This window comes from Flavobacterium sp. ZE23DGlu08 (assembly GCF_030505335.1).
Lineage (GTDB): Bacteria > Bacteroidota > Bacteroidia > Flavobacteriales > Flavobacteriaceae > Flavobacterium > Flavobacterium algoritolerans.
Window position 1 is genome coordinate 531,800 of sequence record NZ_CP130045.1, and the last position, 20,358, is coordinate 552,157.

Annotated in this window: 13 protein-coding genes; all 13 read left to right on the forward strand. The window is 35.4% G+C overall.

The window, feature by feature from the left end; translation table 11 throughout:
* The first annotated feature begins 60 nt into the window (after positions 1-60).
* The 13 genes from Q1W72_RS02355 (at position 61) to Q1W72_RS02415 (ending at position 20,308) form a co-directional block, all read left to right on the forward strand.
* Entirely contained in the window at positions 61-1,062 is a 1,002-nt protein-coding gene (locus Q1W72_RS02355) for an alpha/beta fold hydrolase (protein WP_302137151.1), read from the forward strand.
* Positions 1,049-2,149, forward strand: coding sequence for an aspartate kinase (locus Q1W72_RS02360; protein ID WP_099715751.1), 1,101 nt, complete (start codon positions 1,049-1,051; stop codon positions 2,147-2,149). Before Q1W72_RS02355 ends, Q1W72_RS02360 begins: the two co-directional genes overlap by 14 nt.
* Positions 2,150-2,644: 495 nt before the next feature.
* Complete coding sequence (locus Q1W72_RS02365) at positions 2,645-3,085, forward strand: ACT domain-containing protein (RefSeq protein WP_099715752.1); 441 nt, start codon at positions 2,645-2,647, stop codon at positions 3,083-3,085.
* 31 nt (positions 3,086-3,116) lie between these two features.
* The gene (ilvA, locus tag Q1W72_RS02370; RefSeq protein WP_302137154.1) at positions 3,117-4,361 is read left to right on the forward strand and encodes a threonine ammonia-lyase IlvA; all 1,245 of its coding nucleotides are present in this window, start codon (positions 3,117-3,119) and stop codon (positions 4,359-4,361) included.
* A gap of 225 nt (positions 4,362-4,586) precedes the next feature.
* On the forward strand, positions 4,587-5,819 hold the full coding sequence (locus Q1W72_RS02375) for an ROK family protein (RefSeq protein WP_099715754.1): 1,233 nt from the start codon (positions 4,587-4,589) through the stop codon (positions 5,817-5,819).
* Between the two features lie 549 nt (positions 5,820-6,368).
* A complete protein-coding gene (locus Q1W72_RS02380; RefSeq protein ID WP_302137157.1) occupies positions 6,369-9,812 on the forward strand; it encodes a TonB-dependent receptor in 3,444 nt (1,147 codons plus the stop codon).
* Positions 9,813-9,818: 6 nt separating this feature from the next.
* Positions 9,819-11,402: a RagB/SusD family nutrient uptake outer membrane protein gene (locus tag Q1W72_RS02385; protein ID WP_099715755.1), complete on the forward strand. Its 1,584-nt coding sequence runs from the start codon at positions 9,819-9,821 to the stop codon at positions 11,400-11,402.
* Between the two features lie 234 nt (positions 11,403-11,636).
* Positions 11,637-12,557 (forward strand): dihydrodipicolinate synthase family protein, encoded by a 921-nt coding sequence (locus Q1W72_RS02390; protein WP_099715756.1) that lies wholly within the window; start codon positions 11,637-11,639, stop codon positions 12,555-12,557.
* A gap of 30 nt (positions 12,558-12,587) precedes the next feature.
* Positions 12,588-13,760, forward strand: a complete 1,173-nt coding sequence (locus tag Q1W72_RS02395; protein ID WP_099715757.1) for a kelch repeat-containing protein — start codon at positions 12,588-12,590, stop codon at positions 13,758-13,760.
* Positions 13,761-13,829: 69 nt separating this feature from the next.
* On the forward strand, positions 13,830-15,074 hold the full coding sequence (locus Q1W72_RS02400) for an MFS transporter (RefSeq protein ID WP_099715758.1): 1,245 nt from the start codon (positions 13,830-13,832) through the stop codon (positions 15,072-15,074).
* A 148-nt stretch (positions 15,075-15,222) separates the two neighbouring features.
* Positions 15,223-17,319: a GDSL-type esterase/lipase family protein gene (locus Q1W72_RS02405; RefSeq protein ID WP_099716359.1), complete on the forward strand. Its 2,097-nt coding sequence runs from the start codon at positions 15,223-15,225 to the stop codon at positions 17,317-17,319.
* A 116-nt stretch (positions 17,320-17,435) separates the two neighbouring features.
* Positions 17,436-18,662, forward strand: coding sequence for an AGE family epimerase/isomerase (locus Q1W72_RS02410; RefSeq protein ID WP_099715759.1), 1,227 nt, complete (start codon positions 17,436-17,438; stop codon positions 18,660-18,662).
* Between the two features lie 41 nt (positions 18,663-18,703).
* Positions 18,704-20,308, forward strand: coding sequence for a sialidase family protein (locus tag Q1W72_RS02415; protein WP_099715760.1), 1,605 nt, complete (start codon positions 18,704-18,706; stop codon positions 20,306-20,308).
* The last annotated feature ends 50 nt before the right edge of the window (positions 20,309-20,358 follow it).

Below are 20,358 nucleotides of genomic sequence, written 5' to 3' on the forward strand. Positions count from 1 at the left end.
TGGTTCCAAAGGCTGCTTTTCTAAAAACAAAAAACTACTTGAATTTTAAAACAGTAAAAAATGGAAAATATAGAAAAAATAGATCTTTTTAATTTTGATTTAGAAATAGGGAAACAGAAAACATATATTTCTTTATCCTATCAAGTTTTTGGTCCGCCCATTGGTCATGCACCAATAGTCGTGGTGAATCATTCTTTGACAGGAAACTCAACTGTTTCCGGAAAAAACGGCTGGTGGAATGGTGTTGTGGGAGAAAACAAATCCATTGATACTAATTATTTTACCGTAATTGTTTTTAACATTCCAGGAAACGGATACGATAACCAAGTTGGGAATTTAATAGACAACTACCGTGATTTCACCGTTCGTGACATTGCCAGAATTTTTTGGGAAGGCTTATTTTATTTAAAAATAGAAACTGTTTTTACAATCATTGGTGGAAGTTTAGGTGGTGCAATTGCATGGGAAATGGCAGCTTTACAACCCGAAAGAATTGAAAATTTAATTCCAATTGCCACTGATTGGAAAGCTACTGATTGGGTAATTGCGAATGTTTTAATACAAGATCAAATTCTCAATAACTCGGACGACCCAATTGTTGATGCACGATTGCATGCTACTTTATTGTACAGAACGCCCGAATATGTAAATCAACGATTTCAAAGAAACAAACTAGACAGTTCCTCCATTCTTCAAATCGAAAATTGGTTGCTCGGTCATGGAATTCAGTTAAAAAACAGGTATCGATTGGCGGCTTATAAGTTGATGAATCATTTGCTAAAGACGAATGATATTACCCGCAATAGACAAGATTTTTTGGCTGTAGCCAATACCATTCAATCTAACATTCATCTCATTACGATTGATACTGACTGTTTGTTCATCGCTGACGAAAGCCGAAAAACCTACCGTGGACTAAAAAATATAAAGCAAAATGTTTTTTACCATCAAATTCAATCTATTCATGGACATGATGCATTCTTGATAGAATTCAACCAATTAGCAGATATATTGAACCCTATTTTTTTAAATCATAAAACACAAAATTATGTCAGCGCTTAGAATTAACATAGTTCTTTTTGGAATTGGAAACGTAGGAGGCAGTTTAATCCAACAGGTTCTGGAAAGCCAGCATTTTTTTCAGGAAAAGTATACTATCGAATTGCGTTTCCCAATCATAACCAATTCCAGTTTAGCTTTTTTTGAAAAAGAGGGTTTGGCGAATACTTGGGAAGCAAATTTTGCACAATCAGCCATTCCTTTCAGAGTCGAAGATATTATAGAATATACCACAAATCAGGGATTAGAAAATTTGATTGCCGTTGATGCAACCAATAGTCCAGAAATTATAAAATCGTATATTTCATTGATACAAAATGGTTTTAATATAGTAGCGGCTAATAAAACGGCCAATATATTACATCATGATTTTTATACTGAAATTCGTAGAAATCTAAAAAAATTCGATAAGGACTATTTATATGAAGCAAATATTAGTGCGGGATTGCCAATTCTAAACACCATTAAAGAATTGCATTTTTCAGGGGAAAAAATCACAAAAATCAGAGGTGTATTCTCCAGTTCATTGAGTTATATCTTTAATAGATTTGGAAATGAAGACATTCCGTTTTCAAAAATAATTGAAGATGCTGAAAAATTAGGCTATACCAAAACTGATTCCCGTGAAGATCTTTCCGGAAATGCTGTAGCCGAAAAATTAGTAATTCTAGCCCGAGAAATAGAGCATAAAGCAGAATTGAAAGAGGTACAAATTATGCCTTTATTAATACCTACTCTCAATGAAACCCATACAAAGTCAGTATACAAAAACAATAAAAATTTATTAGATAAACCGTATAGAATTGCTAAACTGACTCAGAATGAGAATCATGTTTTACGATACGTTGGAGAGTTTGATATTGAAAGTGAAAAAATAGAGGTCAAATTAATTTCTGTACCTATTAATTCCGCGCTTGGTCAGTTACAAAACACTGAAAATTTAGTAGAAATTTATACTAAAACAAACAGTAAAAATCCAATTATAATCCAGGGAGCCGGATCAGGTAAAGAGATAGCCGCCAGAACTATTCTAAAAGACATTTTGAAAATTTCTAATCATATCAAACAAAAAGAAACCATCTGGTTGTAGTTTGATTATTGTTTATTGCCCAAAGACGCTATAGTGATTTGTTACATTGATTTTAATCTTTCCTGTCTTATTGATATCAATCTGTTATCGTAATCTAAATTCTAGTTCAGTATCTACTTATTATAGTTGAAAACAAAAAAACAGTAAAGAAATAATAAATTATTATTTCGGTTTCCTAAAAATCAATACATTTGCACCTTATCAAGAAAAAAATGAAACACTTAGTTAACATCATCATTGTCATTATTATAATTATCATTCGATAATTATGGCGAGGTGTTATATAAATAAGTAATCAATATACAATTTATGAAACCTCCCAAATCGGGAGGTTTTTTATTTTAAATATATATGAAAAATTTAGCAACAATTATTAGTATCGTAATTATCATTATTCGTTTCACATGACGAGTCAGGATTCTATTCTCTAATAAAGCCTTTCTCAGTTCAAATTGAGAGAGGCTTTTTTTTTAACTAAAAACAAACTATTCAGCAATGAAACAAGAATTTACAATAACACTTTTCAGTGAAAAACAGGAAGGATTAATCAATAAAGTGGTCCTTATTTTGACTCGAAGAAAAACAAATATAAATAGCTTCTCCGTATTTTTTTGCAAAACAGTAAATTTATATCGCTTTACAATTACGGTTATTGAAACAGAAGTAGCCGTTCAAAACATAGTGTATCAAATGGAAAAAGTCATTGAAGTTTTTAAATGTTATTTTCAGACTGAAGCTGAACTTTTTACTCATCAAATTCTACTATTTAAGTTTCCGAATTCCGATGAAAAAGAAAAACAAGTCGCATCAATTATCAATGCCTTTCCAATTATTCAGGAAACTGATTATTGCGTTTATACCAGTAAAACGCACAAAGAAATAATCCAACAATTAGCCCCAAAAATAGCCGAATTAGACCCCATGAATTCCTTTTAATTCCAAATTTTAAATTCCAAATACTAAAAAAATGACTTTATTTAAAACTATACAACAAGCACAAAAACAACTTCAAAACGTAGTCTCTCCTACTCCACTCATCGAAAACTTAAATTTATCAGAGGAATTTGGAACAACTGTTTTGCTAAAACGTGAAGACCTACAAGTCGTTCGATCCTATAAAATAAGAGGCGCTTATAATAAAATGTGTACACTTACCACTCCCGAAAAAGAAAACGGAATTGTCTGTGCCAGCGCTGGAAATCATGCGCAAGGCGTTGCTTTCTCCTGTCACCTTTTGAAAATAATGGGGAAAATTTATATGCCAAAAACCACGCCCAAACAAAAAGTAAAACAGGTTCAATTGTTTGGAAAAAACTATGTCGAAATTATCTTGACAGGAGACACTTTTGATGACGCTTACGCAAAAGCGGTAGCCGATGCCACACAAAATAACAAAGCGTTCATCCATCCTTTTGACGATGTAGAAGTCATTGCCGGTCAAGGAACTGTTGGGTTAGAAATTTTGGACACGTATAAAGAACCTATAGATTATGTATTTGTACCCATCGGTGGTGGCGGACTGGCTTCCGGACTTTCAACCGTATTCAAACAATTGAGTCCTAGTACTAAAATCATTGGTGTAGAACCGAAAGGAGCGCCTTCGATGAAAACTTCAATTGACAATGACAAAAACACGGCATTAGATATTATCGATAAGTTTGTTGATGGAGCTGCCGTAAAACAAGTGGGCGACCTGACTTTTGATATTTGCAAAAAAAACCTGGACGACATCATATTGGTTCCAGAAGGAAAAGTATGTACCACCATATTACGACTGTACAATGAAGAAGCCATGGTGGTCGAACCTGCCGGAGCATTAACCATCGCTGCATTAGATTTTTACAAGGACGAAATAAAAGGCAAAACAGTAGTTTGCATAGTCAGCGGCAGTAACAATGACATTGAAAGAACTGCCGAAATTAAAGAACGCTCATTACTCTACGAAGGATTAATGCATTATTTTATGATTCAGTTTCCGCAACGTCCCGGAGCATTAAAGGAATTTGTAAACGACATATTAGGCCCGGATGATGACATTACTTATTTTCAGTTTGCCAAAAAAAATAGCCGTGAAGTAGGATCAGTAGTTGTTGGGTTAGAATTGAAGAATCCAAATGACATTCAGTCCATCAAAACGAATATGAATACCAAAGGATTCGAATACCAATACCTTAATGAAAGACATGATTTATTTACTCAATTAATAGGATAACCAGCAACGCCAGCAATTTTATTCGAGATTCTTAGCGCTCACTAATTATTTTTTTATTGAAATCAAAAGTCTGTAAATACTACTATTTACAGGCTTTTTATTTCTCGTGATTATTACAAAGTGAAATCTAAATTTAATACTAAGCTAAGATTTAACTCATTGTCTAAAAAAAATTATAGTAAGTTTGTAAATGAATCCCGGTGAAATTTTTTAAAAAATACAATAATGAGTTTAAAAGATTTATTAGATAGTAGTAAAGACAAAAGCCTTTCTGGACAAAAGTGGCACATGCTAAGACAAGCAATCGTAAAACGATTATTGTCTGCCGGTAATGCTACAATAGCTGAATTAAGTTCTGAACTACAATCTAGTGTTCCAACGGTAACTAAAGCCGTTAATGAATTATTGTCAGAAGCTTACGTGATAGATCTGGGAAAAGTTACCAATAGTGGCGGAAGACGTCCTTCTTTATACAGTATCAATCCTACTTGTGCTTACTTTCTAGGCGTCGAAGTAAATATTGCCAGTATGTCCATTGGCTTACAAAACATTAAAAATGAATTTGTAAGTATTGAGTTAGGAACTTCCTTTGCATTACAAAACACTCAAGCGTCTTTATTGGAATTTTGTACTCTAATTAATTCATTCGTTGAAGACAGTTCTGTTGAAAAAAGTATGATTGTGGGAGCATGTATCAATTTTTCAGGTCGAATAAATTCAATGGAGGGATTTAGCTATAATTATTTCTTTAGTGAAAACAGACCTTTGACAGAAATCATTTCTGAGCAATTAGATTTGCCCGTTCATTTAGAAAATGATACTAGAGCAATGACTTTTGGGGAATATTCTGAAGGAGTTGTTGATGATGAACAGAATATCATATTTCTTAATTATAGTTGGGGTGTTGCTATAGGAATGATCACAGACGGAAAACTTTATTATGGTAAATCCGGTTATTCTGGAGAATTTGGACACAGTACTATCTTTGATAATGGGATTATGTGCCAGTGTGGGAAACTAGGATGTTTGGAGACTGAAATTTCAGGTTGGTCACTCGTAAATCAATTTAAGGCGGCTTTAAAGGAAGGCAAAGAATCAAAAGTAGTTCTTGATGATAATGCTTTGGCTTTACAGCATCATGCAATTATTGCGGGAGCTTTGACTTTAGAAGATACGCTATGTGTTGATTTGGTGACCAAGCAAAGTGAGAAAATGGGACGTTATTTGTCTATTCTACTCAATATCTTTAATCCTGATTTATTAGTAATTGGTGGGGATTTCGCTCAATTAGGGGATTACACACTATTACCTATTCAATCTGCATTAAAAAAATATTCACTAGGTTTAGTTAACCGTGATATGAAACTTAAAAAATCGACTTTAGGTCGTCGTGCAGGTGTCATTGGAGCTTGTTGCGTTATAAAAGAAAAGATGTTATCCCCATTAATAAATAATTAAAGATTACTTCAAAATTTTAATTATTAAAATATTTTAATAACTGTATTGCATTTATTAAATTTATTTATATATTTACGCCGTGATAATAAATAACACGGAAAAATTACATTTCAAAATTATTCTTTTACACTAATTTCTATTTACTATCCTACAAGGGATCAAGAACATAATTTAGTCCAAGAGAAAGCTCCGTGCAAAATTACTATTATAAAAAAAGAGGTTTTATATTTTAAAATTATTAATCTCAACACGCATTTTTGACTGTAATGCTCCTATTGATATGATTTTTTTTATTGGTAATGATTGTTCAAAACTAAGCCATAATTCATATTCTTAAAATATAAAGAACAGTATTTAGATTGCTAAAATAAAAAACAACAAAAATTGGGATTACCCTTTTTTATAAAATATTGATTTGTTATACCAAAAAAAAAGCCAGCATGTCCTCTAAACATTGCTGGCTGGTTCTTCACAAAAAGAACAATGGTTGGAAAAACAAATAAATAAACCAAGAAGGAAAATTATTACTAACCAAACCATTACAAAAGTATGGAATTACTACCAAAAAGCAAGCCAAAAAATCCTTGGCTTATGCCAAAATTCGGGAAAGTTATCAAATTAACGCCCCTGTTTTTAATACCTTTCACCATACAGGTATCGGCAGCAACACCTACCAGAACTGTTACTTTATTCGAAAAAAATGGACACGAGACAGTAGAAAATGAAAGAACTGCATTTAAATTATCTCTAATTGAAAAACAAATTAAGGGTAAAGTATTAGATGAATCAGGAAATCCTTTGCCGGGCGCAAATATAATTGTCAAGGGCACCAATATTTCGGCACAGACTGATTTCAATGGTAATTTTTCGTTAACTGCTCCTGATAATGCTACAAAGCTTGTTGTTTCTTATATTGGTATGGATCAACAGGAAGTAACTATTACTAGCGCTCCAATTACTGTTATATTAAAAGAATCTGGTCAGAAACTGGATGAGATTGTTATTGTGGGATATGGAACCCAAAAGAAATCAAAAATAACCGGTTCAGTATCAAAACTAGACAATAGAGTATTGGAAACGGGAGTACGCTCTAACCCTGCTTCGGCTTTGGCGGGTACTATTCCTGGTTTAAGAGTACAACAGGCTTCAGGACGTCCTGGTGCTGTACCCAATATTACATTACGTGGTGGTACAAACTATGATGGAAGTGGTTCTCCATTAGTAATGGTCGATGGTTTTTTAAGAGCCAGTTTTAGTGAAATTAACCCCGATGATATTGCTTCTATCGAAGTTTTAAAAGACGCTTCTGCAACTGCTATTTATGGTGCCAGAGCTAACAACGGAGTAATTTTGATTACAACTAAAAAAGGGAAAGCTGGTGTTTCAAACATTACCGTTAATACAAAATTAGGGATCAACACTTTAAATATTCCTTTTGAATTTTTAAATGCAAAAGACTATTTATATTGGTCCAGAAAAGCCATTCAAACTTCAGGTTCCTATGACCCTAGCCGTTTAAGCCAATTGAACTCCACTGGTCCTTTTGGTACTGGAAATCTTTACAAAGATGCAGCTGGAAACATTCTTGACGGAAACAAAAACTCGGCAGCTGTGTGGAGCCCTATGTTCAGAAATTCAGTGAATGAAGAATTATTAGGTCAAGGTTGGCAAAGTATGATTGATCCGGTTCGCACCAATGCTGCTGGAGCTTACGATCCAAACGGAACTAATAAAGAAATCATTTATAAAGATTTTAATTATAAAGACTACGCATTGAGACCCCAAGGTATAACCAAAGACCTTAATATATCCATGACTGGTGGTAACGAAAAAGGAAGTTATTATGCAGGTATTGGTTCTTATGACGAAGAAGGTTTGCCTATTAACACATTCTACAAAAGACTTACTTTTGTTTTTAATGGAGAATATAAAGTAAAACCATGGTTGACCTCTACTTCTAGTTTGAACTTTGCAACCGCTAAATGGAGAGATGCACAAACAAATGGTGAAGGAAATTATTTGACCCGTTCTTTGGGGGCACCACCTACTATGAGAGGAATAAATGCTAATGGTGAATTATTAGTAGGTCGTGATTTCGCCGATGGTAACCCTGCAGTTAATGATGCTAAATTTATTCGCAGAAACCAATCCGATAAATTTACAATGTCTCAATCTTTCAAAGCTGATTTATTAAAAAATTTAAGCTTTAGAACCAGCGCTAACTGGTTTTATAATGAAGGTTTTAATGAGTCTTTTAATAAAGATTTTTTATCGAGTCCTAACAATATTAATAAAACCCGTTCTTCATCCGCTTCATTTGGAAGATCATTGAGTCAAACCTATAATGGTACTTTAAATTTCAATACTGATTTCTTAGGGAAACACCATATTGATGCGATGGTAGGTACGGAGTATTATGACACCTATTCAAACGGATTGTCTGCTTCTGGTTCAGGAGCTCCATCTGATGATTTTATGGATTTACAATACACAAGCTCTGATAAAGACAAAAGAATTATTGACTCCTACCACACACGTCAACGTATTTTATCTTTTTTCTCTCGTGTAACTTATGACTACTACGAAAAATATTTAGTAACCTTTACTGTAAGACGTGATGGATACTCTAAATTATTAAACAATCGTTGGGGTAATTTCCCTGGAGTATCTGTGGGTTGGAATCTACATAAAGAAAATTTCTTAAGTGATTCTAAAATAGTTAACACCCTTAAATTAAGAGCAAGTTACGGCCAAAACGGAAACGTTAGTGATAACCTTATTGGACCTTATCAATTACAAGGATCTTATGGAGGAGGTAAATACGATGGAATTGTGGGTTATCAACTTAGCGGACTTCCTTTCCCTGATTTATTATGGGAACGTTCAGCAACGTATGAGTTTGGTTTAGAAACTCGTTTGTTTAATAGATTAGACCTTACCCTTGCTTACTATAACAGACAAACAAAAGACAAAATTTCAAGCTTTAGCTTACCGGCTACCTCAGGTTTAACTTCAATTACAACAAACTTAGGGAATATGCAAAACAAAGGTATAGAGGCGGAGTTAAATTATAGAGTAATTAAAACCACAGATTTCTCATTAGATTTCTCTGCAAATGCAGCCTACAATACTAACAAAATATTAAAATTACCTACAAATGGTTTGGAAAATAATAGAGTTGGCGGAAGCCAGGTTTACGATAAAAACGGTAATTTAATTTGGGTTGGCGGTTTACAAGAAGGTCAAGATCCAAACGTAGCATATGCTTATGTTGCCGAGGGTATTATTAGAACTCAAGCAGAATTAGATGCTTATGCATTAACCCTGAGAGATTTAATTGGTGCCAGAGTTTTGGTACACCCAACAGTATTTAACGCTATGACTCCCGCTGAAAAAGCATTGCATTATCCTATAGCATTAGGTGACGTGAAGTGGAAAGATGTAAACGGAGATGGCATTATTAATAGCTACGACAGGGAATACATGGGACGTACCGTACCAACAGTTACTGGTGGTTTTGGTTTCAATGCCAAATGGAAAGGGTTCTCATTTAGCTCTCGTTTTGACTACGCCTTAGGTCATGTTCAATACGACGGACCTAGAACTTGGTTCTTAAGTAACGCTCAAGGGACATTTAACACTACTAAAGAAGTACTTGATACCTGGACGCCTGAGAATCCAAATGCAAAATATCCAACCTACTACTGGGCAGATCAATTGTTTAAAAACAATACCTTCCGTACCTCAAGTATGTTCTATAATAAAGCCGATTATTTAGCATTCCGCGAAATTAGTTTAGCCTATTCATTGCCTGCTGATTTATTAACTAAGTTAAAAATTGAAGGAATTAAATTTACCTTAACCGGGCAAAATTTAGGTTATATGAGTAAATCAACTTTATTCACTCCAGAAGCAACAGATCAAGGGATAAATGTTACAGGAGGGTATCCATTACCACGTACAGTAATTTTTGGTGTTCAATTTATTTTATAAAAAACTATGAAAAAGATATTAATAGGATTTGCATTATTGACGTTATCAATTACGTTTAATGCTTGCGACAATCTGGATTTAGCTCCAGAAGATTATTACGCTAGTGAGAGCTTTTGGAAAACCCCTTCTCAAGTTGACGGGGCAATGGTTGGATTACACCAACAATTAAGAAACTATCAACTTACATTGTTTAACTTAGGGGAACTAAGAGGAGGCACATTAAGAGACGGAACCAGTTTTACAGGAACTGCGTCTTTAAACTCAGGATCTATAGTTCGTCAGGATTTAAGAGAATCTTCTCCCGGTATTTCAGGTTGGGCAGGGTTTTATGCTGCTATATTTCAGGTAAATAATTTAATTTATCAGGTAGAAAGAGCCGATTATTTAGTAGCTGCAGATAAGAGTTACTATTTAGGTCAAGCGTATGGTTTAAGAGCTTTTTACTATTTTCAATTGTATCGCACGTATGGCAGAGTACCCTTAGCAAAAGAACCAAAAGTAGCTATTAGTACTCCAACAACGGCTCAGGATGCCTATTTGCCACGTACTACAACAGAAAAAGAGACTTTAGACTTTATTAAAGAAGATATCAATAAATCTGTCGCTAATTTTTCTGGAAATTATACAACCAAAATGCAAAAAGCACAATGGTCTTTAGGTGCTTCTCAAATGTTACAGGCTGAAATCTATTTATGGTCTGCAAAGGTAAAGATTGATGGAGCTGCACCAACAAGTACAACTGCTGATTTAGCTGTCGCAAGAGCTGCCGTAGAAGCTGTTATCCCTAAATATAGCTTGCAATCGAGCTTTGCCAATGTGTTTAATTCAGCCGCTACAGCTGCAATTAAAGGGAACAACGAGATTATTTTTGCCATGAGATATGGTTTTGGAGAGGCAACAAATAGCTATGGACAATTTATTTACGCTATTACGGATCCATTAAGTGGCTATGTAGATGATAAAGGTGTAGCAATTCCTGCCGGCGACCCGCTGAAGGTAAATGGTGGTGGAACCATTATCCGTTATGAGTATAAATACGATTTATATCAAAAATACGATGCTGCAGATACCAGAGGAAATGTTACTTTCTTAAATTTTAACAAAGGAACAATTCATGCAACTAATTTGCGTAAGTTTATCGGTACTATTGTTGATGGTGCCCGAATTTTCTCGGATGACTTCCCTGTCTACCGTCTTTCTGAGGCTATCTTAATGTTGGCCGAGATTAAAAACAAACAAGGTCAAGATCCATCTGCTGAAATTAATGCAATCAGAACCCGTGCTTATGCAGGTGGTGGCGGTGTTGCCCCAGTATATGCAAATGGATCCTTCGAGCAAAACGAATTGGCTATTTTTGCTGAAAGACAAAAAGAATTTGTAGCCGAAGGAAAAATTTGGTATGACTTACGTCGTATGCAAGATGCTTCGGGAAATCCTTTAGCATTCAGAAAAGATTTACCATTAACTGGTGTATTGGACAATATTGCGGGTCAAAACCATAAATTGCTATGGCCAATAGACCTAAGTACTTTAACCAGTGATCAAACTTTAGGACTAGATGCCCAAAATCCAGGTTATAAAGGAACTTAATCCTTTTTTACTGACAAAACCGGCAAAGAAAACTTTGTCGGTTCTTTTTAAAATAATAATTCTAATAAATCGACTTCCTGCAAATTAGTTTTTAAATTAGTGCAGAAAATTTATTAGGAACCACAGTATCAACAACAATTGAAAAAAAGTAATAAAACTCAAATTTGAGATTTAAAGGTAAACCGGAAAATTCAACTGTTTCCTTACTGAAAAAAAATATAAAAACATATTCTCATGAAAATTGAACACTTACAAGGACTTATATCAGCTCCTTTTACGCCCTTTGACAGCAACGGAAAATTAGACGTTAGCCTAATTCCAGCCTACTATACTTTTCTTAAACGAAACGGAATAACGGGTGCTTTTATTAATGGCTCTACAGGAGAAGGCGTTTCTATTACCTTACAAGAGAAGAAAACGGTTGCTCAAGCTTGGGCAGATTGTTCTAACCATGATGCCGACTTTAAAGTAATGGTCTTCTTAGGCGGAACTTGTCTTACGGATTGCATTGACCTAGCAAAACATGCGTATGAAATAGGGTTGTATGCTGTTTCACTAACTGCTCCATTTTATTTCAAACCAGCTAATGTAGATATGTTGGCGCAAGCCTGTATCGAAGTTGGAAAAAGTGTTCCTAATATGCCTTTCTATTATTACCACATTCCAATATTGACAGGTGTAAACTTACCAATGTTTGATTTAGTGCAGGCCTTAGACGGGAAACTTCCGAATTTTGCCGGCATAAAATATACACACGAAGATTTCATGGATTTCCAAAGTTGTATGAGTTATGAAAATGGCAAATTTGATATGCTTTGGGGACGAGATGAGAATATGTTATCTGCATTAGTATTAGGTGCCAAAGGTGCTGTAGGAAGTACTTTCAATTATGCGGCTCCGTTATACTATGATTTAATTGCGGCTTTTAATGCAAATGATTTAGTTACAGCCCGTGCTTTACAGCAAAAATCAATCAATATGATTCGCTTATTGGGTAAATATGGAGGAATTTCAGTAGGTAAAGCCTATATGAAAGTGGTAGGATTGGATTTAGGTGCATTTAGATTGCCTGTTAAAAACATGAGTGCTGACCAATTTGAATTGTTCAAAAAAGATGTCGAAAATCTCAATTTTGAAGATTTCAAGTCAAAATAACTTCGTTCGTTTTATTTTAAAACAAATACTATGAATAACTATTTTTCTTCTTTAATCCTTTCCTTACTTATTATGTCGACAACAGATGCCCTTTCTCAAAAAAAAGCTGTAAACCATATTGAATGGAAAAAAGCAGCACAACTACAAAATGCTGATGGAAGTATATCATTGGGTTTTGCTGGTGCAATTAATGGTATTACTAACGATGTTTTAATTGTTTCGGGAGGCGCAAATTTCCAAGATAAAATGCCTTGGGAAGGTGGAAAAAAACACTATTCAAAAGAAATTCATGTATTGCAGAAATGCAAGAATAAATACAGTTGGAACAAAGATGTACAAAGTACATTGCCAGAACCTATCGCCTATTGTGGTTCAACTTCAACTGATTTAGGAGTAGTATATGTAGGTGGTGAAAATGAAAATGGACTTTCTAATAAAGCGTTTATCTTAAAGTGGAATGCATCCAAAAATGAGGTTGAAATAAAATCGCTACCTAATTTTCCGGTAGCTATTACAAATATTGGCTTAACACATATTGGCAATGTAGTTTATGCCATTGGTGGTGATGAGGCTACTAAATCTTCTAATGATTTTTTAAGCCTTGATCTAAATAGCAAAAATCCGGAATGGAAAACACTTCCGAAATTACCTATCGCTCTGGCAAATTCAGTTACGGTAGTTCAAAAAGACAAAAACGGAACCAATATTTATGTGATTGGCGGAAGAACCAAAACACCTACGGGCATCAGTGATTTACACAATACTACTTTTGTTTTTAACATTAAAAAACAAATCTGGGAAAGTCGTGCAAACATATCTGATGGAAAAAACACAACCAACTTTTCCGCAGGTGCAGGTGTTGCTGTAGGCAATCATTCAATCGTAATTGTTGGTGGTGATAATGGTGAGACTTTTCATAAAATTGAAACCTATTTGTCCCAAATTGCAAAAACTGATTCTCCAGAAGAAAAAGCAAAACTATCCGTAGAGAAGAATAAGTTGAATACAAATCATGATGGTTTTTATAAAGGAATTTTGGTATACAACACCCGTACAGATTCATGGTCTACCATTGGTGAACTGCCCTTTCTTACTCATGTAACTACAACAGCCACACTCTGGAATGACGACATTGTTTTATCAAATGGGGAAGTAAAACCAGGCATTCGTACTCCTGATGTTATGTTAGGAACAATAAAATAACGACACAAACAATTGGTTTTAAATTCTTTTGACGTTGAAAAAGAAAATTAAAACTAAAAAAAATAAAATATGAAAAATACAAAGCATTATCCTTGGATTGTAGTTGGTTTACTCTGGCTGGTAGCATTGTTAAACTATATGGACAGACAAATGTTGGCCACGATGCGTCCGTCAATGGAAGCCGACATCCCTGAATTAGTTTCCGGTGAGAATTTTGGCCGTCTAATGGCTATATTTCTTTGGATTTATGCTTTAATGAGTCCTATTTCCGGAATTATTGCTGACAAATTAAACCGAAAATGGTTGATTGTAGGCAGTTTATTTGTGTGGTCAGCGGTCACTTATGCAATGGGATATGCTACAACTTACAATCAGGTATATTGGTTAAGAGCGCTTATGGGAGTGAGTGAAGCCCTTTATATTCCAGCGGGTTTATCACTAATAGCCGATTATCATCAGCAAAAAACAAGATCGCTGGCTATTGGTATTCACATGACTGGACTTTATGTGGGTTCTGCATTAGGAGGTTTTGGAGCTACCATCGCAGCTACCTATTCTTGGCATACCACTTTTCATTATTTTGGAATCATTGGTGTTGTCTATGCATGCGTTTTGGTATTCTTATTAAAAGAGAAAAAAGCTACTGAAATAAAACCTATTGATATAGATTTGATAACAACAAGTGAAAAAAAATCGCTGTTTAAAGGTTTAGCACTTCTCTTCACGAACATCTCTTTCTGGGTTATCTTATTCTATTTTGCCATAATCAGTTTACCGGGCTGGGCTACAAAAAACTGGCTGCCTACCCTATTTTCAGAAAACTTAGCAATCCCTATGGAACAGGCAGGTCCTTTAGCAACTATCGCCATATCCTTTTCATCATTATTGGGAGTGATTTTCGGAGGTATTCTATCAGACAAATGGGTACAAAAAAATATAAAAGGCAGGGTTTATACCAGTGCGATTGGTTTGAGTTTAACGATTCCTGCATTATTGTTAATTGGTTTTGGAGATTCATTATTCAATGTTGTAGGTGCCGTACTTTGTTTCGGTATCGGTTACGGAATGTTTGATGCCAATAATATGCCCATTATATGTCAATTTGTTTCTTCAAAATACCGGGGAACGGCCTATGGTGTCCTAAATATGACCGGAGTTGGTTGTGGTGCATTAGTAACTTCATTATTAGGCAAATCATCGGATAGCGGGACTTTAGGTTACGGCTTTGCTTTGATGGCGGGAGTTGTTGCAATTGCATTAGTAGTCCAAGTCAGTTTTCTGCGTCCAAAAGTGAATGATTTTGTCGATGCCTAAAATACACTAGTATCGTTTACTAAGTTCAAAAATTTGTTTTAAGTTGGTTTTTGGTTTTTATCTGTTAAGGCGGAGCCTTGTGTTCCGCCTTGCGGATAATTTATGCCCATTTTTAATGATTTTTAAAAAAAATAAAAACATAAATACAATGAAAAGGAATCTATTTTTAGTGGTCTTTTTAATTTCAATAGTCACTCATTTTGAGTCAATTGCACAAAAAGCAATACTCAAAGTAGCTTGCATTGGGGATTCCGTTACAGCAGGTTATCTCCTGTCTGATGCTACCAATGAATCCTATCCTTCGCAGCTTCAAATCTTGATGGGCAGACAATATGAAGTGAAAAATTTTGGGCATAGTGGAGCAACACTTTTGAAAAAAGGAAGTAAGCCATATTCCAATACAACCGAATGTGCAGATGCCATTGCATACAGACCAGATATCGCTATTATTCATTTGGGTTTAAATGATACAGATCCAAGAAATTGGCCCAATTACAAAGAAGAATTTGATGCCGATTACACTTGGTTGATAGACACTTTAAAAAAACAAAATCCGGCAGTCAAAATTTACATCTGTCGATTGACACCCATATTTAATGAGCATCCTCGTTTTAAATCAGGAACCAGAGAATGGTTTTGGAAGATTCAATCACATATATCAAATATTGCAAAAGCAAATCAAGTGGGTTTAATTGACTTACATGAAAAGTTATACCATCGTCCCGATCTTTTTCCCGATGCTTTGCACCCTACAAAAGAAGGAGCAACTATTCTGGCCAAAACCGTTTATGAAAACATCACTCAAGATTTTGGTGGATTAAAATTAGCTGCTGTTTTCACGGACAATATGGTTTTGCAACGCAATCAACCCATTCCAGTTTATGGAACCGCTAATGGAGGTGATACTATAGAAGTAACTTTTAAACAACAAAAAAAGAACGTCATTGTCGACAAATATGGAAAATGGAAAATCACTTTTCCTTCTTTGAAAAAAGGCGGACCGTATGAAATGACTGTCAAATCTAAGGAAACAAACATTGTTTTGAAGAATATTCTAATTGGAGATGTTTGGTTTTGTTCCGGACAGTCGAATATGGCATTTCAACTTCAAAATTCAGAAAACGGTGCAGCAGAAGTAAAAAAAGCTATAGCAAATTCCACTATTCGATTATTCAATGCAAAAGCGATTTGTGATACTGATGAAACGGCTTGGGATGCTGCCACTTTGGTAAAAACCAATCAGCTGGAATTCTTTTCCGGAAGTTGGTCAGTATGCGATTCGATAAGTGCCAAAGATTTCTCGGCCATTGCCTATTACTTTGGTAAAAACATCGCTCACGAAGAAAATGTACCTGTAGGTTTAATTCAAGTTGCCGTTGGAGGATCACCAATAGAATCTTGGATAGACAGAAATACCTTAGAATATGACGACAAAGTAGTTGATGTATTAACCAACTGGCGCAAATCGGATTTTATCATGCCTTGGGTTAGAGAACGTGCTAATGTGAATTTGAAAAATGCAACAAATGTAAAACAACGCCATCCGTATGATCCTTCCTATAATTTTGAAGCTGGAGTGGAAACTTTTACAAAATTCCCGATAAAAGGTGTGATTTGGTACCAAGGCGAAAGCAATGCACACAACGTTGAATTATATGAACATCTCATGCCAAAATTAGTAGAAAGTTGGCGTAAAGCTTGGGACGCTAACCTACCCTTCTATTATGTTCAATTATCAGGTATTGAGCGACCAACTTGGCCAGCCTTCAGAGATATGCAAAACAGATTGCAAAATAAGATTCTAAACAGCGGAATGGCAATAAGTATGGATTATGGAGATGCTCTAAATGTCCATCCAATTAAGAAAAAAGAAGTGGCAGATCGTTTGGCGCTTTTGGCCTTGCGCTACACCTATGGAAAAGCTGTAATTGCGAATGGTCCTTCCGCTTTGAAAGCCATACAAAAAGGCGACACTATTCTAGTTTCGTTTGCATTTGCAAAACAATTAACTACGGCAGACAAAAAAGAGTTAATTGGTTTTGAATTGGTAAATGACAAAGGAATTCACTTTCAAAGTAAAGCCGAAATTGTAAAAAATCAAGTCATTATTACTATCCCTAAAGGAGAAAAAATAAAGACTGTTTTATATGCATGGAAACCTTTTAGCACAGCTAATTTAGTGAATGAAGCTGGTTTACCATGTTCCACTTTTAAACTTGAACTCCATGCAATTACCAAAAACTAAAAGAGATTCCGTAAGGCAGATAATCACATACAGTCAAATGTGTTTGACTAAATGACGTCCAAATTAACCCTAGTACAAAATAAAATATAGTAGTTACATAACATATAGTAAAGAAAATGAGTTATTCAAAAATAGATCTTCAAAACCTCAGAAACTTTTATCAGAATCAATTGTTAAATGACACCGTTCCCTTTTGGTTTCCACGCTCTATTGATACCGATTTTGGAGGTTATTTATTAATGCGTGATCAAGACGGAAGTTTAATAGATGATGATAAAGCCGTCTGGATACAAGGGCGTGCCGCTTGGTTATTGGCAACACTTTACAATACAGTTGAGCCAAAACAAGAATGGCTGGAAGGTTCAAAAACAGGAATTGATTTTTTGAACAACCATTGCTTTGATACTGATGGACAGATGTTTTTTCACGTAACACGAGATGGGCAACCCATACGCAAACGCCGTTATTTCTTTTCGGAAACCTTTGCGGTTATTGCCATGTCAGCTTACGCCAAAGCTAGCGGAGATGAAACAGTAGCTGAAAAAGCGCGATTTTTATTCGGAAAATGTATTGAATACTCTACTAATCCCGATTTATTAGAACCTAAATTCACCGCCACCCGACCGTCAAAAGGAATTGGCACACCTATGATTCTAATAAATACAGCGCAACAGTTACGAGAAAATATTGGAGATCCGCGTTGTGATGAATGGATTAGCAAATGGATTGCTGAAATTGAAACCTATTTTGTAAAAGATGATATTAAATGTGTGATGGAACAAGTGGCTCCAGATGGTTCTATTATTGATCACATTGATGGTCGTACCTTGAATCCTGGTCATGCTATTGAAGGAGCTTGGTTTATTTTGCATGAAGCAAAATACCGCAATAATGACCCGCACTTGATTGCTTTAGGTTGCAAGATGCTGGATTATATGTGGGAACGCGGATGGGATAAAGAACATGGCGGTATTCTCTATTTCCGAGATGTATATGACAAACCAGTACAGGAATACTGGCAGGATATGAAATTCTGGTGGCCACAAAACGAAGTGATTATCGCAACACTGCTCGCCTATACTATGACTGGCAATGAAAAATATGCCACATGGCACAAAATGGTGCATGATTATGGGTACACTAAATTCCATGATGCAGCAAACGGAGAATGGTTTGGCTATTTACATAAAGACGGAACCATTGCCCAAACGGCAAAAGGAAATATGTTCAAAGGACCGTTTCATTTGCCAAGACAGGAATGGTATTGTTTGCAATTACTTAATGAATATCTCAATGCTAATTACTATCATTGCTCAACGATCAATCAAATAAACAATTTCTAATTAAAACTGTATCAGTTAATAACCCAATAATATTAAAAAACATGAAAAAATCACTTCTTCTTTTATGTGCTTTTTACTTGTATGGAACCACATCGATTGGCCAAACAAATACACCCCAAATCAATAGTATTTCATTAATTCAAACTGAACTTCCAACTGGTTTGGGAGATACTGACCAGCGGATTTTGGCAGTAAAAGTTTCCGCAAACAGCGGTATTGGTTCAAATACCGTAAATGCAATGAAATTTACTATGGGAGGAACTACCAATATTGCCAATGTCACCAATATCAAAGTCTACTCAAGTGGAGCCAATGCTGTTTTTAATGCAGCAACCGCTACCTTATTTGGAACTGTAAAACCTGCAACAGGAAATCTGGTCGTAAATGGATCGCAAACATTAGCTTCAGGAGATAATTATTTTTGGATTACTTATGATGTTGCAGCTGGTGCAAAAGAAGGAAATGTATTAGATGCCACCTGTGAATCAATAGTAGTAAACAAAATCCCTAACAATATCACCATCAATAGCGTTGCCGGTAACAGAGTGATATTATTAGCAAATACACTTTTATTTTCACCTGGCGATGCCGGATCATTAAACTATCGTATTCCAGCAATCATAACTGCAGCCGATGGCTCATTAGTAACCGTAACGGATAAAAGATGGAATCATGCCGGAGATTTAGCCGCCAAAATTGATCCTGTAGTTCGTCGCAGTACTGATAAAGGAAAAACTTGGTCAGAACCACTGATTATTGCAAACTTTGGAGGACCAAATGGAGCCGGAGACGCCGCATTAGTGCTAGACCATACAAATGGAAATTTATTATGCATCCTTTCATCAGAAAGAGGATTTTTTCAATCTACAAATGCTGTCCCAGCTAAAGTTTTAATCGTTCGCAGTACCGATAATGGTATAACTTGGGGAACACCAGTTGATGTAACCAATCAAATTTATGGCCCTAACCCTAAATGGAAAGGTCTATTTGTTGCCTCGGGTAGGGCACATCAATTGCGCGATGGAAAAATTGTGGCAGCTATAGCAGTTCGTGAAGATATCGATGGAAAAGATCACATCAATAATTATATGATTAGCAGCAGTGACCACGGAATTACTTGGACAGCATCAACTGCCCGAGTTGAATTAGATGGTGATGAATCGAAAATAGTTGAATTAAACAACGGCGATTTGTTGATGAGTATTCGTAATAAAGGTTTGCGTCGCTTTAATATCTCTTCAGATAAAGGCCTCACTTGGAAAACAGCTTATAATCAATCTGATCTTCCAGACCCGAATTGTGACGGAGATATTATACGCTACACTTCAACTTTAGACGGATATAACAAAAACCGTTTGTTGCACACCATCCCATTTTCGGCAGACAGATCTAATGTTTCTGTTTTAATGAGTACTGACGAAGGAGCTACTTGGCCGATTAGAAAAACCATTTTTGCGGGAGCTTCAGCATATTCGAGCCTAACCGTATTGCCTGATGGAACTCTTGGGATTTATTATGAAAACGGAGAAAATTCTATCTACCAAATGTATTTCGTGCGTTTCAGTCTTGATTGGTTGAGTAATGGTTCAGACACTTTTGTTGAAAATAAGCCAACCAAAAAGGAAAAACAAAAAAATCGCAAGTAAAATACACTGATTGCATTTTAATGCTATACCATCAATCCTGAAACTAAATA

Coding starts and splice junctions, on each gene's coding strand:
- Q1W72_RS02355 (WP_302137151.1), top strand. CDS start 61: ATGGAAAATATAGAAAAAATAGATCTTTTTAATTTTGATTTAGAAATA.
- Q1W72_RS02360 (WP_099715751.1), top strand. CDS start 1,049: ATGTCAGCGCTTAGAATTAACATAGTTCTTTTTGGAATTGGAAACGTA.
- Q1W72_RS02365 (WP_099715752.1), top strand. CDS start 2,645: ATGAAACAAGAATTTACAATAACACTTTTCAGTGAAAAACAGGAAGGA.
- ilvA (WP_302137154.1), top strand. CDS start 3,117: ATGACTTTATTTAAAACTATACAACAAGCACAAAAACAACTTCAAAAC.
- Q1W72_RS02375 (WP_099715754.1), top strand. CDS start 4,587: ATGAGTTTAAAAGATTTATTAGATAGTAGTAAAGACAAAAGCCTTTCT.
- Q1W72_RS02380 (WP_302137157.1), top strand. CDS start 6,369: ATGGAATTACTACCAAAAAGCAAGCCAAAAAATCCTTGGCTTATGCCA.
- Q1W72_RS02385 (WP_099715755.1), top strand. CDS start 9,819: ATGAAAAAGATATTAATAGGATTTGCATTATTGACGTTATCAATTACG.
- Q1W72_RS02390 (WP_099715756.1), top strand. CDS start 11,637: ATGAAAATTGAACACTTACAAGGACTTATATCAGCTCCTTTTACGCCC.
- Q1W72_RS02395 (WP_099715757.1), top strand. CDS start 12,588: ATGAATAACTATTTTTCTTCTTTAATCCTTTCCTTACTTATTATGTCG.
- Q1W72_RS02400 (WP_099715758.1), top strand. CDS start 13,830: ATGAAAAATACAAAGCATTATCCTTGGATTGTAGTTGGTTTACTCTGG.
- Q1W72_RS02405 (WP_099716359.1), top strand. CDS start 15,223: ATGAAAAGGAATCTATTTTTAGTGGTCTTTTTAATTTCAATAGTCACT.
- Q1W72_RS02410 (WP_099715759.1), top strand. CDS start 17,436: ATGAGTTATTCAAAAATAGATCTTCAAAACCTCAGAAACTTTTATCAG.
- Q1W72_RS02415 (WP_099715760.1), top strand. CDS start 18,704: ATGAAAAAATCACTTCTTCTTTTATGTGCTTTTTACTTGTATGGAACC.